Origin of the sequence: Actinacidiphila epipremni (assembly GCF_012034175.1) — a bacterium.
GTDB lineage: Bacteria > Actinomycetota > Actinomycetes > Streptomycetales > Streptomycetaceae > Actinacidiphila > Actinacidiphila epipremni.
In genome coordinates this window covers 145583-159283 of sequence record NZ_JAATEJ010000010.1, presented here as the reverse complement: position 1 = coordinate 159283, position 13701 = coordinate 145583, and the positions used below count along the sequence as shown (strand labels likewise).

General features: G+C 73.9%; 13 protein-coding genes. 3 read left to right on the top strand and 10 right to left on the bottom strand.

The annotated features are described in order from the left end of the window. Nucleotides 1-38: 38 nt before the first annotated feature. The 4 genes from HCN08_RS15210 to HCN08_RS15195 all read right to left on the bottom strand — a co-directional run bounded on the left by HCN08_RS15210 (nt 39) and on the right by HCN08_RS15195 (nt 4065). Nucleotides 39-1313: a YVTN family beta-propeller repeat protein gene (locus HCN08_RS15210; RefSeq protein ID WP_167983587.1), complete on the bottom strand. Its 1275-nt coding sequence runs from the start codon at nt 1311-1313 to the stop codon at nt 39-41. After that, a complete protein-coding gene (locus HCN08_RS15205; protein WP_167983586.1) occupies nt 1313-2089 on the bottom strand; it encodes a polysaccharide deacetylase family protein in 777 nt (258 codons plus the stop codon). The genes HCN08_RS15210 and HCN08_RS15205 overlap by 1 nt, the downstream gene beginning before the upstream one ends. A gap of 229 nt (nt 2090-2318) precedes the next feature. Further along, nucleotides 2319-2651: a hypothetical protein gene (locus HCN08_RS15200; protein ID WP_167983650.1), complete on the bottom strand. Its 333-nt coding sequence runs from the start codon at nt 2649-2651 to the stop codon at nt 2319-2321. Between the two features lie 160 nt (nt 2652-2811). Continuing rightward, nucleotides 2812-4065, bottom strand: a complete 1254-nt coding sequence (locus HCN08_RS15195) for a helix-turn-helix domain-containing protein (RefSeq protein WP_322974459.1) — start codon at nt 4063-4065, stop codon at nt 2812-2814. Between the two features lie 156 nt (nt 4066-4221). Between HCN08_RS15195 and HCN08_RS15190 the strand changes: the two genes are divergently transcribed. Next, the gene (locus HCN08_RS15190; protein WP_167983585.1) at nt 4222-5709 is read left to right on the top strand and encodes an oligosaccharide repeat unit polymerase; all 1488 of its coding nucleotides are present in this window, start codon (nt 4222-4224) and stop codon (nt 5707-5709) included. Here the strand turns inward: HCN08_RS15190 and HCN08_RS15185 are convergent. From HCN08_RS15185 to HCN08_RS15175, 3 genes are all read right to left on the bottom strand, one after another. Beyond that, nucleotides 5678-6928: an MATE family efflux transporter gene (locus HCN08_RS15185; protein WP_322974465.1), complete on the bottom strand. Its 1251-nt coding sequence runs from the start codon at nt 6926-6928 to the stop codon at nt 5678-5680. The two genes, HCN08_RS15190 and HCN08_RS15185, sit on opposite strands and share 32 nt — an antisense overlap. Nucleotides 6929-7206: 278 nt before the next feature. Continuing rightward, the gene (locus HCN08_RS15180) at nt 7207-8895 is read right to left on the bottom strand and encodes a lipopolysaccharide biosynthesis protein (protein ID WP_167983584.1); all 1689 of its coding nucleotides are present in this window, start codon (nt 8893-8895) and stop codon (nt 7207-7209) included. After that, nucleotides 8892-10106 carry a glycosyltransferase gene (locus HCN08_RS15175; protein WP_167983648.1) on the bottom strand — a complete coding sequence of 405 codons (1215 nt, stop codon included), beginning with the start codon at nt 10104-10106 and terminating at the stop codon, nt 8892-8894. The genes HCN08_RS15180 and HCN08_RS15175 overlap by 4 nt, the downstream gene beginning before the upstream one ends. Before the next feature lie 363 nt (nt 10107-10469). Here HCN08_RS15175 and HCN08_RS15170 point away from each other — a divergent pair, with 363 nt between their 5' ends. Beyond that, entirely contained in the window at nt 10470-10880 is a 411-nt protein-coding gene (locus HCN08_RS15170) for a cytidyltransferase (protein ID WP_167983646.1), read from the top strand. Here the strand turns inward: HCN08_RS15170 and HCN08_RS15165 are convergent. The 3 genes from HCN08_RS15165 to HCN08_RS15155 are packed head-to-tail and all read right to left on the bottom strand — an operon-like array spanning nt 10837 to nt 13301. Then, a complete protein-coding gene (locus HCN08_RS15165; protein WP_206318809.1) occupies nt 10837-11547 on the bottom strand; it encodes a CDP-alcohol phosphatidyltransferase family protein in 711 nt (236 codons plus the stop codon). The genes HCN08_RS15170 and HCN08_RS15165 overlap by 44 nt on opposite strands. A gap of 49 nt (nt 11548-11596) precedes the next feature. Next, nucleotides 11597-12172, bottom strand: a complete 576-nt coding sequence (locus HCN08_RS15160; RefSeq protein ID WP_167983583.1) for an HD domain-containing protein — start codon at nt 12170-12172, stop codon at nt 11597-11599. A gap of 16 nt (nt 12173-12188) precedes the next feature. Continuing rightward, nucleotides 12189-13301, bottom strand: a complete 1113-nt coding sequence (locus HCN08_RS15155; protein ID WP_167983582.1) for a helix-turn-helix domain-containing protein — start codon at nt 13299-13301, stop codon at nt 12189-12191. 217 nt (nt 13302-13518) lie between these two features. On the opposite strand from HCN08_RS15155, the gene HCN08_RS15150 reads away from it, so the two are divergent. Then, nucleotides 13519-13668 carry an albusnodin family lasso peptide gene (locus HCN08_RS15150; protein ID WP_167983581.1) on the top strand — a complete coding sequence of 50 codons (150 nt, stop codon included), beginning with the start codon at nt 13519-13521 and terminating at the stop codon, nt 13666-13668. Nucleotides 13669-13701: the final 33 nt, after the last annotated feature.

Here is a 13701-nt window from a genome sequence, read left to right as displayed (position 1 = left end):
GCGGGTGCGGGTGCGGGCGTGGGCGTGGGCGTGGGGCGTCAGCGGAAGATGCCGGTGTGGCCGAGGGAGTAGCGGCCGGGCTGCGGGTAGACGGCGAGGCCGTGCGGGCCGGAGCCGACGGGGATCTTGGCGAGCGTGCGGCCGGTGGCGGTGTCGAGGGCGTAGACCTCGGCGTTGTAGCGGCCGGTGAGCCACAGCACCTTGCCGTCGGCGGAGACGCCGCCCATGTCGGGGGAGCCGCCGCCGTCGATGTGCCACTTCGCGGTGAGCTTGCCGGTGCGGAAGTCCAGCAGCGAGACCGAGCCCTCGCCGCGGTTGGAGATGTACAGGTAGCGCGAGTCGCGCGAGACGTACAGCCCGTGCGCGCCCGCGCCGGTCGGGATCAGCTTCGGCGTGGAGAAGGTGTCGCCGTTCATCGTCCAGACGCCGTTCGCGACCATGTCCGCGATGTACCACGTCCGCCCGTCCGGCGAGATCTTCACGTCCTGCGGCATCGAGCCCTCGAACGGGATCTTCTGCTGGGCGACCACCTTCATCGCGGCGGTGTCCACCTTCAGCAGCTCGCCGGAGAACTCGCACGAGACGATGAAGTAGCGCCCGTCGGGTGAGAAGTCCGCGTGGTTCACCCCGTAGCAGCTCACCGGCACGGTCTTGGCGATCGCCATCGTGTGCGCGTCGCGGAAGACGAGCTGCCGGTCGAGCGAGGCCATGACGATCGCGTACTTGCCGTTCGGCGTGAAGTAAAGGTTGTACGGGTCGTGCACGTCCACCGGCTTGCCGACCTTGCCGGTCGCCGGGTCGATGGGGGTCAGGCTGTTGCCGACGTCGTTGTTGACCCACAGCGTCTTGAGGTCCCACGACGGCACGACGTGCTGCGGCTGCCGGCCGACCGGGATCGTACGGATGACCTTGTACGTCTTCGGGTCGATGACGGAGACGGTGTCGGACTCGGTGTTCGGCACATAGACCAGGGAGGGCATGCCGCGCACGGCGGGGGAGAGGTTGCCGGGGCGGTCGGCGGCGTAGACGTCGTGCTGGTCGAGCAGCGGGGGCATGCCGGGCAGGCCCGGGTGGGCCGCGGCGGCCCGCTGCTGGGCCCTGGCCGCCGCAGCCGCCGCTGCCGCCTGCGCGGCGACCGCCGCCTGGGCGCGGGAGGGGGCGAGGGAACGGGCGCCGGAGTCGCCGCAGGCCGCGGCGAGCAGTGCGGTGACGGCGACGAGGGCGGCGGCGGCCGTACGGGGGAGCAGGCGGCTGCGCCGGGCGGGAGTCTTCGCGGCGGGGCGGGACGCGGCGCGGGGGGAGGGGCTACGCATCAGGTCAGCAGCTCCGTGGTCGTGACCGCGCGGAGGCCGCGGCGGCGCAGGTCGTCGAGGATGCCGGGCAGCGCGGCGAGCGTGCCGGGGTGCCCGAAGTGCAGCGAGACCACCGAGCCGGGGCCGGCCTGGTCGGCGACCGCCTGCCGGACGGCCGTGGGGCCGGGGTCGGTGTAGTCGAGGGTGTCCACGTCGTACGACAGCAGGTGCGGGTAGCCCGCCTGCTGGGCCAGGGCGACGACCCGGGGCGTCGTCAGCCGGGCCTGCGAGGGCCGGAACCAGCGTCCCTGGCTGCCGGTCAGTTGGCGCAGCCGCGCCGCGCACCGCGTGATCTCCGCGCCGGCCTCGGCTTCGTCCATGGAGCCGATGTCGCCATGCGTCTGCGTGTGGTTGCCCAGCTCATGCCCGCCGCCCAGGACACGCTTCGCGAGCTGCGGATACGCGTCGAGCCAGCTCCCCACCGCCAGCACGGTGAGCCGGGCACCCCCTTTCTCCGCCGCGCTCAGCATCGCCTCGGCCTGCGCGGGGTCGCCCTGCCCGTGAAAGGTGAGGGCGAGCTGCGGGCGGCTCCGGGGCCCGTGCTCGATCTGCGCGGGCAGCGCGGTGGCTGCGCCGGCGGTGGGGGAGGCGGAGCTGCCCGCCGCGGGGCTCGCGGAGGGTGCGGCGGGCACGCCGGACCGCGCGGCGGCGGGGTGCGGTGCCTGGCCGGCGGAGCAGCCGGTGAGCAGCGCGCCGGTGGCGCCGAGCTGGAGGAGGTTGCGGCGAGTGATCGACATCAGCGCCGAGCTTAAGACGGATTGTCGCATTTCTCCCGCCGACGGCGGAGGCGCTGCGCCGGACGGAGTACGTCGGCGATGCCGCTCACGGGCGGGGGTGCTGGTGCCGATGGCGTACGCCGGTGGGTGGAGTGTGGTGCCTGGCGGTGGCGCAGGGGTGCAGAGCAGGCGGTGCGGGGAGCTGACGTCCGGGTGCGGCCAGCACTCGCCCCCCCGAAGCTCCCGGCTCTCAGCGGTCGACCTCGCGGTCCAGGACCGCGTCGGCCGCGGCGGTCCAGGCGTCGGGCTCGCGGGCCGGGAGGCGGTCGCCGCGGCTGTGCGCCACGCGCAGTACATCACGCAGGGCGTGGCACAAGTGCGTGACCGTGAGGGCGAGTTGCGCTTCACCGGGGCGGGGCTGCTCGCGCAGCGAGGTCTCGACGTGGTCCAACAGGTCGTCTGCCATGCCTAGTTGCACGGCCTCCAGGCCGTCCGCGAGCCGGTTCACGAACGAGCTCTCGCCGCTGCCCGGGGCCAGGTACGCGGGCTTGCCGCCCTCACCCGTCCAGGGCAGCAGCCGCATCCCGTTCACGACCGCACCTCGCTCGGCCGGCGGGTGGTGTTCTTCGCCACGGTGGGTGCTCCTCACTGCGTTGCGCCGCGCCCCGGACGCCGGGGCCTTCGCCGGCAGCAACGCTAAGGGCCCGCACCGCACCGCACGGGCACAGATTGTGCCCCCTCGGTCACGCGGCCAACATGCCGAGCTTCACCGCGAGTTGCGACGCCCGGCGGCGGCGGGCGGGGTCGCGGGACTCCGTCTCCTCCAGCACGATGCGCTTGGCGTAGCCGTTGTAGCGGATCGTCTCGGGCGCGGCCTCGTGCGCCTTGGCGAGGGTCGCGAGGGCCGCGTCGGGCTGGCCGTCCAGGTGGTAGGCGCGGGCCTCCTCGATGCGGTGCCGGGCCCGGCGCGGGCGGGAGGGGATGGTGGTCGCCTCGGCCGCGGCGGCCTGGCGGACGGACTCGCCGCCCGAGTGGAGCTCGACGGCGACGGTGACGGCGTGCGCGCCCATGATCGCCCGCGAGAAGGACGTGACCGGGTCGTAGTGGTCGGCCGGCAGGCGCTCTGCCATGGCGCGGGCCCGGTCCCAGTGGCCCCAGGCCGTACCCGTCGCACCGCGCCGCGCGGCCGTGTAGCCGGCCTCGAAGGTCAGCGCGCCGGCGATGGCCAGTACGTCGTCCGGCGCGTCCGGCAGCAGGGGCCGCAGGAACTCCAGGCTGTCCAGCACGACTTGGTCGGCCGCGTCGAAGTGCGCGGGCCCGGAGTCCCGGTGCGCCTGGCCCGCGAGCCATGCGGCGACCCCGATGGCCCGCGGGTCCTCGCTCTCCTGCGCCGCGACCAGGCCGCGCTCGGCGACCCGCCACAGCAGCGCCGCGTCCGGCTGGAAGGCGACGAAGAACTGGCACAGCGAGTACGTCTCGCTCAGGAGCGCCTGCGCCGCCCGGCGCTGCACCGGCCCCTCGGACTGCCGCACGGCCGCCTGCGCGTCCCGGATCAGGTCCGGCAGCAGCGCGCCCAGCACCTCGCGGTGGTGCGGCGACCGGTGCCGCGCGGTCCACGCGTGGTCGAGCCGGGCCCGCAGATGCGCGACCGGCGGCGCCGCCGCCCCGGGGCCGACCGGATACGCGTCCACCGCCGCCTTCACCGCGGCGAGCCGCGGGTGCCCCGGGCCCTGGAACAGCTCGACCCGCACGGCCTGGTTGCCGGTGAGGTCGGACAGGTCCCGTACCCGCAGGACCTCGGCGACCCGCAAAATCACTTCCAGCTTCGGCGTCTTGAGCCGGCCGCTCTCCACGGCCTTCACCCACGAGCCGGTGCGGCCCAGCAGGCCGCCCAACTGCTCGCGCGTCATGCCCCGCCGCGTGCGGAGAATCTGCAACCGCTGGCCGAAGACCAGCGGATCGGCGTACGGGTCGGGTGCGTTGTCCGAAGGCGTCACGGCCCTGTCCTCCCTGGAGGCTCGTCCCCCCAGGGTAGGGGCGGGGGCCGCCCCCGTGCGCGTACTGAGGGCGGACTCACCCCCCCGGCGGGAGGCCGCAACTCACCGCCGGCGCAGCGCACCTCACCGTAAACTCCCCCCGGAGGGGGTACGGGGATGGCGGTCGAGGCGGCCCCGGAGGGCCGAAAGCTCAGCGGCAGCGCTTCCGTGCCGCGGGCGGCGCTGTCGCGGGCTCTTGCGGTGCCGCTGGCGGTCGCCCTCGTCGGGTTTCTGCCCGCGTATGTCACCGCGCAGCCGGGCGGCGGCGGCAACACCCCGCGCGACAGCGCCTATTGGCTGCAGCTCACGCTCACCGTCTACGCGGGCGGGCGGCTCGCCGCCATGGTGCTGGCCAGGCGGCGCCGGCTCATCCAGGGCGCGTTCTGGCTCTTCGTGTACGTGGCCATGGGCGTCGCGCCGCTCACGCAGGAAGTGCTCGGGCAGGTGCCGACCCCGGTGGTGGGCCCGCGGTCGGACACGACCACGGCCGTCGCCCTCGTCCTCATCGCCTGCGCGGCCTTCGACGTGGGCGCGCTGCTCGCCCGCAACCGGCCCGCCCTGCGGCTGCGCAGGCCCCGGCCGCCGGCGCAGGTCTCGCGGCGCCGGCTGTGGCTGCTCGTGCTGGTCGCGTACGCCGGGAGCGCGTACTCGATCCTCAAACTCGGCGGCCCCGCCGTCTTCTTCGACAGCCGGCAGGCGATCAGCGAGTCCGTGCGGAGCAGCGGGCTTGCCGGGGCGAGCGGGCAGAGCCACGTCGGCTCGGCCTTCCTGCGCGGCTTCGGGACCGTGCCGGCGCTGCTGGCGATGCTGTTCCTGACCCGCTGGATGATCACCTCGCACATCGCCCGCCGCAGCATCCCGGCGATCGCCGCGCTCGGCGGTCTCGTCGTTCTCAACGCGATCGTCAACAACCCCGTCTCCAACCCGCGTTACTGGTTCCTGACGGTCGTCTTCGCGCTGCTCTTCACCGCCTTCCCGCGCAGCCCGGTGATGTACCGGGCCGCGCTGGTCACCGGCGTGGTCGCGGCGCTGCTGCTCTTCCCGTTCCTGGACCGCTTCCGCTACGACAGCGGCGGCTACCACCCGGTCGAGACGACCTCCGTGCTGGAGCCGCTGACCGTCAAGGACTACGACCAGATCGGGATGTTCGCCAACACCCTGACGTACGCGCATTCCGGCGCCGGGCACACCGACGGGCGGCAACTCGCCGCCGACGTGCTGTTCTTCGTGCCGCGCTCGGTGTGGCACGGCAAGCCGCAGGATTCGGGCGTGGTCGTGGGCCAGTGGATGGGCATGACCAACACCAACCTCTCCTCCCCGCTGTGGGCCGAACTGTGGCTGGACTTCGGCCCGTTGGGAATGACCGGCGGCTTCCTCGCGATCGGCTACCTGTGCGCCCGCGGCGACCGCCGGTACGCGCAGCGGACGGTGGAGGACGGGCGGCCCGGCACGGTCGCCGCGGTCGTGATCCCGCTGGTGTGCGGCTATTCGTTCATCCTGCTGCGCGGGCCGCTGCTCCAGGCGTCCGGGCGGATCGCGATCGCCGCGCTGTGCCTGGCACTTGTGACGACCTTCAGCGAGGACCGGCGGACGATCCTGCGCTGACCGGCTCCGCGTCCTCGCCGGGCACGTCGTCGTCGGCCGCCGGGCCCGCCCGCCGTACGGACGCGATCCGCAGCCACAGCGCCAGCGCCTTGAGGGCCGAGCCGGCGAACAGCCCCCACGCGGCCCCGTACACCCCGTCGACGCGGTAGCCGGCCAGCATGAAGGCGACGGACAGCAGCGAGAAGACCACCTGGATCGGCAGCGTCGCCCTCGGCCGGAGCACCCGCAGGGTCAGCAGCGCGCTGGTGCCCAGCGCGATCGCCGCGTACTGGCTGCCGGACGCGGCGAGCAGCGCGGCGGACGCCGCCCAGGTGTCGCCCAGGAGTTGGCGGCCCGCGTGCGCGGGCAGCAGCATCAGCACGAGCGTCCACAGCGCGGCGACCCATGCCAGCGCGACGGCCAGCACGGCGGTCGCCCGCACCTTCCCGGCGGTGCCGCGCACCCGGTTGAGCAGCGGCGGGCCGAACGCGGTCGCGGAGTTGAAGAGGACGTTCATCGGGCCGAAGAGCGTCGTCGCGCCGCGCAGGGCGCCCACCGCGAGCGGCGCGGCGAACAACCCCAGCCCCACGACGGCCAGTTGGCTTGTCGCGTTGCCGACGCCGAACTCCACGACGAACCGCCGCCCCAGATGCCCGCGCCGCACGTACGCCCGTACGTCCGCCCGCGCGCCCCGCACCCGCGGCCACAGCAGCGCGCCGGCCACCAGCAGCGCGGGCACCGCCGAGACCCCCCACACCGCCACCAGCCGCTCAGGGCCGGCCCCGTGCGGCTGCACCGCGAGCGCCGGCACCGCGACGAGCAGCCGCACGGTGTCGCCGGCCAGCGCGTAGTGCGGCAGCCGCAGCGCGGAGAAGCAGTAGCGCAGGCCGTCCTGCGTGAGCACGACGGGCAGCACGAGGCCGAGGACGGCGAGCCCGTGCGCGGTCGCGCCGCGCGCGAACATGCCGAGCCCGGCGGCCATCGCGAGGCCGATCGCGGTGGACGCGAGCGCGGTGAAGACCGCCGCGGACCGGCAGGCGGCCCGTACCCGGGCGGTGCCGCGCTCCAGGACGAGCGCCTGGCCGACGTACGAGACGTTGATGCCGAGCAGCACCGTGAAGACCATGTAGACCATCGAGAAGACCGCGAAGCCCGCGGCGCTGGACAGCCGGGCGGCGACGACCAGCACGATGATGTTGGTGAAGGCGGCGACACCCTGGTCGGCGACGGAGGCGGCGATGGCCGCCTTGGCCCCGAGACCGGGAGCCTCGCCGGAGGTCCCGGCGCTGTCCCCGTCGCCGGGGAGGTCGTACGGGTCGGCGTCCGGATCGCCGTAGAGGTCACGGCCCGGGGCGTACGGGTCACGGTCCGGGTCGTACGGGTCGCCGTGCGGGTCGTACGGGTCGGGCTCCGGGTCGTACGGGGCCGGGTACGCCTCGCCGTCGTACGGATCCGCGCCCGGCGCGGGGTCGGGGGCGGCCCCGGGAGCCGCGGCGGGGGGCCGCGGGGCGGGGCCGGTCAAGGGACCGGGTGGCGCTCCGGGGCGGTCGCGGGGGACGGGTGGGGGAAGTCGGTGCCGCGGCGGTCGGCGGCGGGCGCCGGCGTACGGGGCGAACGGCGGGGCGGGAAGCGGCGCTTGGCGCCGGGCTCGGCGGAGTGCAGGACGACGCCGAGGACCGACGCCCCTGCCGCGTCGATGAGTTCGCCCACCCGCTCCAGGTCCGCGCGGCGCACCGCCCGCGGGTCGCACACCACCACGACGCCGTCGACGCGGTCGGCGAGCGCGACGGCGTCCGCGTACGCCAGCACCGGCGGCGCGAGGACGACGACGACCGAGCCCGGCTCGTCGGCCTCGGCGAACAGCCGCCCGGCGGGCGCGGAGGTCAGCGCGCGGGCGACATTGCGCACCCGGCGGCCCGGCACGAGGTCGAAGGAGCCCGACTCGCCCGCGTCGATGGGCACTTGGAGCCCCGCGGGCCAGCCGCCCTCGCCGAGCCCGGGCGACCTCGCCCAGCCGGGCCGGCTGCCGTCCGCGGTGCGCAGCCGGTCCGCGAGCGTCGGGGTGCGCAGGTCGGCCTCGACGAGCAGCACCTCCATGCCCATCTCCGCGAAGGAGGCCGACAGGTTCGCGGCGACCGCCGCGGGCGTCTCGCCGGCCCCGCCGCGCGGGCCCACGACCAGCAGCCGGCGGCGCTCGGAGAAGCGCTTGTCGTGGGTGAGCCGGAAGGCGACCGCGCGGTATTCCTCGGCGAGCCGCCCGCCGCCGCGCCCGCCGGCCAGCAGCCCCGGCGTACCGCCCTCGTCCGCGGCCCGCGCGGCGTCCCGGCGGCGCAGCCGCGGCAGCGTGCCCAGCACGGGCGCGCCCAGGGTGCGCGTCACCTCGGCGTCGCTGCGCACGGTCGGGTCGAAGACCAGCCGCACCCACGCGCCGAGCAGCCCGAGCCCGATGCCGACCGCCCCGCCGAGGCCCAGCATCATCGCGAGGCCGGGCCCGGAGGGCGCGCGGGGCGGCACACCGGGCTTGATGACGATGCCGGGCGTGGTGTCCAGGCCGCGCAACTGGCTGATGTCGGAGGTCAGTTCGGTGATCCGGCTGAGCAGGTTGGTTTGCGCGGAAACCAAAGTCCCGGCGATCTGAGCGGACTTGGCGCGCTGGATCTGGTCCAGCAGGTCGTTGCGCTGCGCGACCATCGGGTCGAGCTGCGCCTGGTAACTGGCCACCATCCGGTCGATGGTGGCCTTCGTCTGCGCCTGCCGGTTGTCCAGATACGCCGTGGTGAACGCGTTGACCCAGTCCGCCGAGCGGTGCGCGTCGGGCGTCGTACAAGTGAAGCGCAGCACCAGCGTGTTGGGCGGATTGCTCACCTGGAGGCAGCGCGACATCGGGGCGACCGGCGCCTTCGCCGCCTTCGCCGCGGCGTCGGCGACCGTGCTGCTGAGGGCGGTCTGCCGCTCGGTGCCGATGTTGATGTTCTTGTCGACGGTGGCGCCGATCGCGAACGGGTCCTCGGTGGCCGCCCTGACCATCACCTCGCTCGTCGCGGTGTACGCGTCCGCGCCGCTGAAGGCGAGGTACGCGCCGCCCAGCAGCCCGAGCAGCACACCGGCCACGAGCAGGCCCCGGTAGCGGACGAGCTGGCGGAACTGGTCCCGCAGCAGGTCGGGTTCGTCGGGCTGCCGCTGCTCCGTGCGCGTCACGTCGGTCACGAGCTCCGCGTCCCTTCGTCCCCGAGCGCTTCCGCGAGCAGCGCGTCCATCCGTGCCAGCCCCGCGCTGCGGCTCAGGTGCTCCGTCACGTACACCGGTCCGCGCGCCCCCAACTCCTCGGCCCTGCAAGGATCATCGGCCAGCGCGCGGACCGCGTCCAGCAGGCCGCGCGGGTCCTCGGGCCCGACGACGACGCCGGCCCCGGAGCGCAGCACCTCCTGCGCGGTGCCGCCGGCCGCCGCGACCGAGGCCACGACGGGGCGGCCGGCCGCGAAATACGAGGTGAGCTTGGACGGCACGCTCATGTCCAGCACCGAGGCGCGCTGCGTGACGGCCAGCACGTCGGCGGCGGCGAGCACGTCGGGGAAGTCCGCGTCGGCGGCGGGCGGCAGGAAGTCCACGTTGGGCAGCGCGCCCGCCAACTCCCGTAAGACGGAGCGCTGGTTGCCGTCGCCCATCAGCACCACCCGCAGCGCCGGGTCCAGCCGGGCCGCCTCGACCAGCACTTCAAGGCCCTGCTTGAGCCCCATGTTGCCGCTGTGCAGCAGCACGGTTTGGTCCGGCGGCCAGCCCAGCCGCGCCCTGGTCTGCTCGCGGGGACGTGAAGGGCCGCTGACGTGCGACCAGTTGGGCACGACCCGGATACGCGCCTCGGGCACGCCGAGCGCGGTGACCTTCGGCACGAACGTCTCGTGGATGACGCCCACGAGCGTGGCCCGCCGCAGCGCGTACGCCTCCGCCGCCCCGGCCGCCGCGGCGACCCGCCCCCCGCCGCGTATCCCGCTCTGCGCCGCCGCCGCGCCCATCAGGTCCTGCACGACCGGCACATACGGCACCCGGTGGCGTGCGGCCAGCCGGGCCGCGACGACCCCGCCGGCCAGGCTCGGCATCTGGGCGACCACCGCGTCGGGCCGGCGCATCACGGGCGGCGCCCACAGCGCGTGCCCGAGCACGGACGCCTCGAACACCGCCCGCCGCACGGCCGTCTGCCGGGCCGGTACGGTGTGCCGCCGCCGGTGCACCCGCACCCCGCCGCGTAACTCCTGGGCCCGCCAGCGCCCTTCGTACGCCGGGTCGAGCCGCCAGGCCGGGTAGTGCGGCATCCCGGCCAGGACGTGCACCTCGGCGCCGCCCGCCGCCCAGTGCTCGGCGATCTGCGTCGCGTACGGCCCGATCCCGGCGTGCTCGGGGGCGTAGTTGGTGGAGACCAGCAGGAGTCTTCGGCGCGCACCGGAACCGGCCACGAGTGCCCCTTCCCCCCTGATTTCGCCACGAGGCGGCCAACTGCCCACACTAACCGTTCACTTGGGCATCCCGCCGTGTCTTGCCCAGCGTTGGACTTTGGCAAATCACCGCTTTGCCGCGCGGCGGCCCGGCTATCGTCGGAAAGTCCGAAATGGCCGGGCGGTTGGGGGCGAGTCATGACGCACGAGGACGGCTTACGGGGCGTGGCGGGCACGGAGGGCGCGGCGGCCGGCGGGGGCAGGGACGGGGGCGGGGGCGGGGGCGGGGCGCCGCGGGCGTACCGCGTCGGCTACGCGCCGGGGGTCTACGACCTCTTCCACGTCGGGCACCTGAACATCCTGCGGCACGCCCGCGCCCGCTGCGACTACCTCGTCGCCGGCGTCGTCTCCGACGAGATGGCCCTGCTCGCCAAGGGGCGGGCACCGGTGGTGCCGCTGGTGGAGCGGCTGGAGATCGTCCGCAGCGTGCGGCATGTGGACGCGGCCTTCGTCGAGACGGTGCCGGACAAGGTCGAGACATGGCGGCAGGTGCGGTTCGACGTGCTGTTCAAGGGCGACGACTGGCGCGGCACCGACAAGGGCCGCAAGCTGGAACGGGACTTCGCGGCGGTCGGCGTGGAGGTCGTCTACTTCCCGTACACCGTGCACACCTCCAGCACACTGCTGCGCCGGGCGCTCGACGTGCTGGCCGAGCCGGTCAGGGCGCAGCCAGCCGCCGAAGCCCGCGGAACCACTTCGTGAGGAAGGCCGCGAGGGCGGCGGCGTGCGCGAGGAAGAGCGCGAAGTAGGCGTAGCGGAAGGCGCGTTCGCTGCCCAGAAGCAGGAAGACGGCGCAGAAGACCCCGTAGTCGACCGGCAGCAGGGCGACGGCCCGCAGCCGCGAGGGCGCCGCGGGCGGGGCGCCCGGCACCTTCGGGGTGAGCTTGTCGGTGAGCAGCCCGCCGAAGAAGATCATGACGGCGGCGAGCTGGAAGCCCAGCGGGAGCAGCAGCCAGCGGTCGCCCGGCAGGGCGAAGTGCCGGTAGAAGGTGATGAGCACGGCGGCGTGCACGGCGGTGATCTTCGCGGCGTCCACGACATGGTCCAGCCACTCACCCGCCGCCCCGCCCGCCCCCAGCAGCCGTGCGAGCTGCCCGTCCGCCGAGTCGCACGCGAACCCCAACGCGAGCGCCGCGTACACCCCCAGCCCCACCCCCCACCCCGGCGCGACGACGGCGAGCACCGCGATCCCCCCGTAACTCAACCCCGCACTGACGACCGTGACCTGATTCGGCGTCAGCCCCACCCGATACGCCCCCGCCGCCAGCACCCGCCCCACCGGCCGGTTCACATACCGCGAATACAGCGAAACCCCCCTGGCCCCCTTCTGCGCCCCCCGCAACCTCCCCAACGCCTCCCGGTACGTCATCGGTCTCGTAGCCGCCACGTGACCCCCCTCCCCCTCGGCTTCGGAGCGACTACCGGAGATAGGTCTGCTGCCACTCCACGGACGTCATGTTCAGTGCCGCTTCGGCCAGTTCCTGGGCGGACGCGGTCTTCAGGGATGCCTTGCTGGTGTCGATCCAGTTCTGCACGTTGGCATACCCCTGTTCCCGGTACTCGACGGCCTGGAGCAGGCATTCGAGCTTGTCGGCATCGTGCGCCACGACGACTTCCAGGCTGTCACCGTTCTCGTACTCGTCGACGACCCGGCCGATGCCCGCGGCGACCGCCGGGTGCGCGGCCGACACCTGGTCCGCCGTCACCTGCTCGTTGCTCGCGGCGGTCACATACCGGCGACCGATGTGCGGGATGTCGCCGATGCGGGTCTCCTGGGTGTCGTGGAAGACGCACATCAACGCGACCCTCGCCGGGTCCGCACCCTCCATGAGCGCCAGCACCGAGCCGACGACCGCGGTCCTGAACGAGTGCTCGGCGATGGTCTCGGGGTCCTTGACACCGGCGATCCACCAGCCCGAGCGCTTCGCCCGCTTGAGCATGCCCAGTTCGAGCAGGTACCCCGCGGTGCCCGTTGCGGCGTTCTCGTCGTCCATGGCTGGCCTCCGGTGATCAGACGCGGTGCTCGGTAAGAAGGTATTGCACTGCCCCGAGGTCGCGACGCGTTTGCGCCGACACCTGCTGCGCTTCGAGCGCATGGATGACCTGCCGCCCGAGCCGAGCGGCGACGGCAGGATCCGCCAGAGGCAGCCACGGGCGGGCGAACAGCAGCACCCACACGGAGTGCGCGTACAAATCCACATAGGTCGGGGCTTCGGCCATCCCCTGCGCGAGGCGGCGCATGAGCGTGACGGGGTCGAAGCCGGCCAGATGGCGATCAGCCATGAACGAATCGTCCGGCTCGGTCTGGGAAGGCATCGCGCCGAGCCAATAGGCCCAGTAGTTCAGGTTCGCCGCCTCCCCCCTGTCGTCGCCGGCCATCGACCGGCCGATGAAGTCGCGAAGCGGCTGGGGATCTCCCATACGGGCAAGGGCAGTTGCCGTGGACCGGGCCTCGGACCAGTGCTCGGACCAGCCGCGTACGGACAGCACATCCCGGCGTGAGCGCAGCGTGTGTGTGGTCCAGGCAGGGGCGTCGGCACCCTGGTCGTAGCTTGCGAGATACAGGGACTGGCGACGCAGGAGCATGCCGCCACCGTCGGCGGCCGAAGCGACCTCGGCCATGGCGCGGAGGTGGTCGAAGAGCTGCATCCGCTCGCCCGGCGGCAGAAGCGGGGCGGCCGGCACGGGTCCTCGGCGGCCTCGGACCTCCCGGGCACCGATGGCCGGCGGGGCGGTTCCGTTCACCGCCCACGCGATCATGTGCGCCGTCTGGCGGTTGTGCACCCACCCCGCCAGTGGGTGCTCACCGATCCGGTCCCGGGGATCGAGGGCGGCGCCGATGATCCGGTCCGCGTCCAGGGCGGCGTCGAGCAGCCCCACCAAGCGCTGGTCGGCGCCGAGGTGCGGAAGCCGCCGCTTCAAGGCGAGCAGTGCCCCCGCCTTCATGTTGGCCAGGGGTCTTCTGCCGGACTCCCATCCCTGCACGGTGGCGAGGTCCAGGCCCAGCGCCTCGGCGAACGAACTCTGCACAGCCGGGATGCTCTCGCGGGCCAGCCGCAGGACGTACCCGGCGACGGCACCGTTCGAGGTGCGGCTGCGTCCGTGCGGCGCTTGCCCGGCCATCGTGTCTCCGAGGGAGTCTCAGCGATCCGTGCCAAACCCGTACCGGCAGTCAGTCCAAGCCGGCCGGGGTCGGCCGTACGTTCGTGGATGTGCAGCGCGACGAGCGCGGAGCGTACGGCCAGGAGGCCCAACCCTACTGACTGATGAGCCGAGTGTAATCGGTCGACGACTGTACGCGATGGTCCGTGTGCGGGCTCACCGGAGAGGAGGAAACGACATGGAACAGCGACCGGGCCCGGTGCCGGGCGGGACGGACGACGAGGACCCCCTGGTCTCGCCCCGGGTGATCGTCCTGGGCGACGCCGCCACGCTGACGAAGGGCGGGCAGGGCAGCAGCACCGAGGACAAGCGGTACCAGTACGGCTGACGACGACGGGCGGCGCTCCTTCTTCGCCGAGGA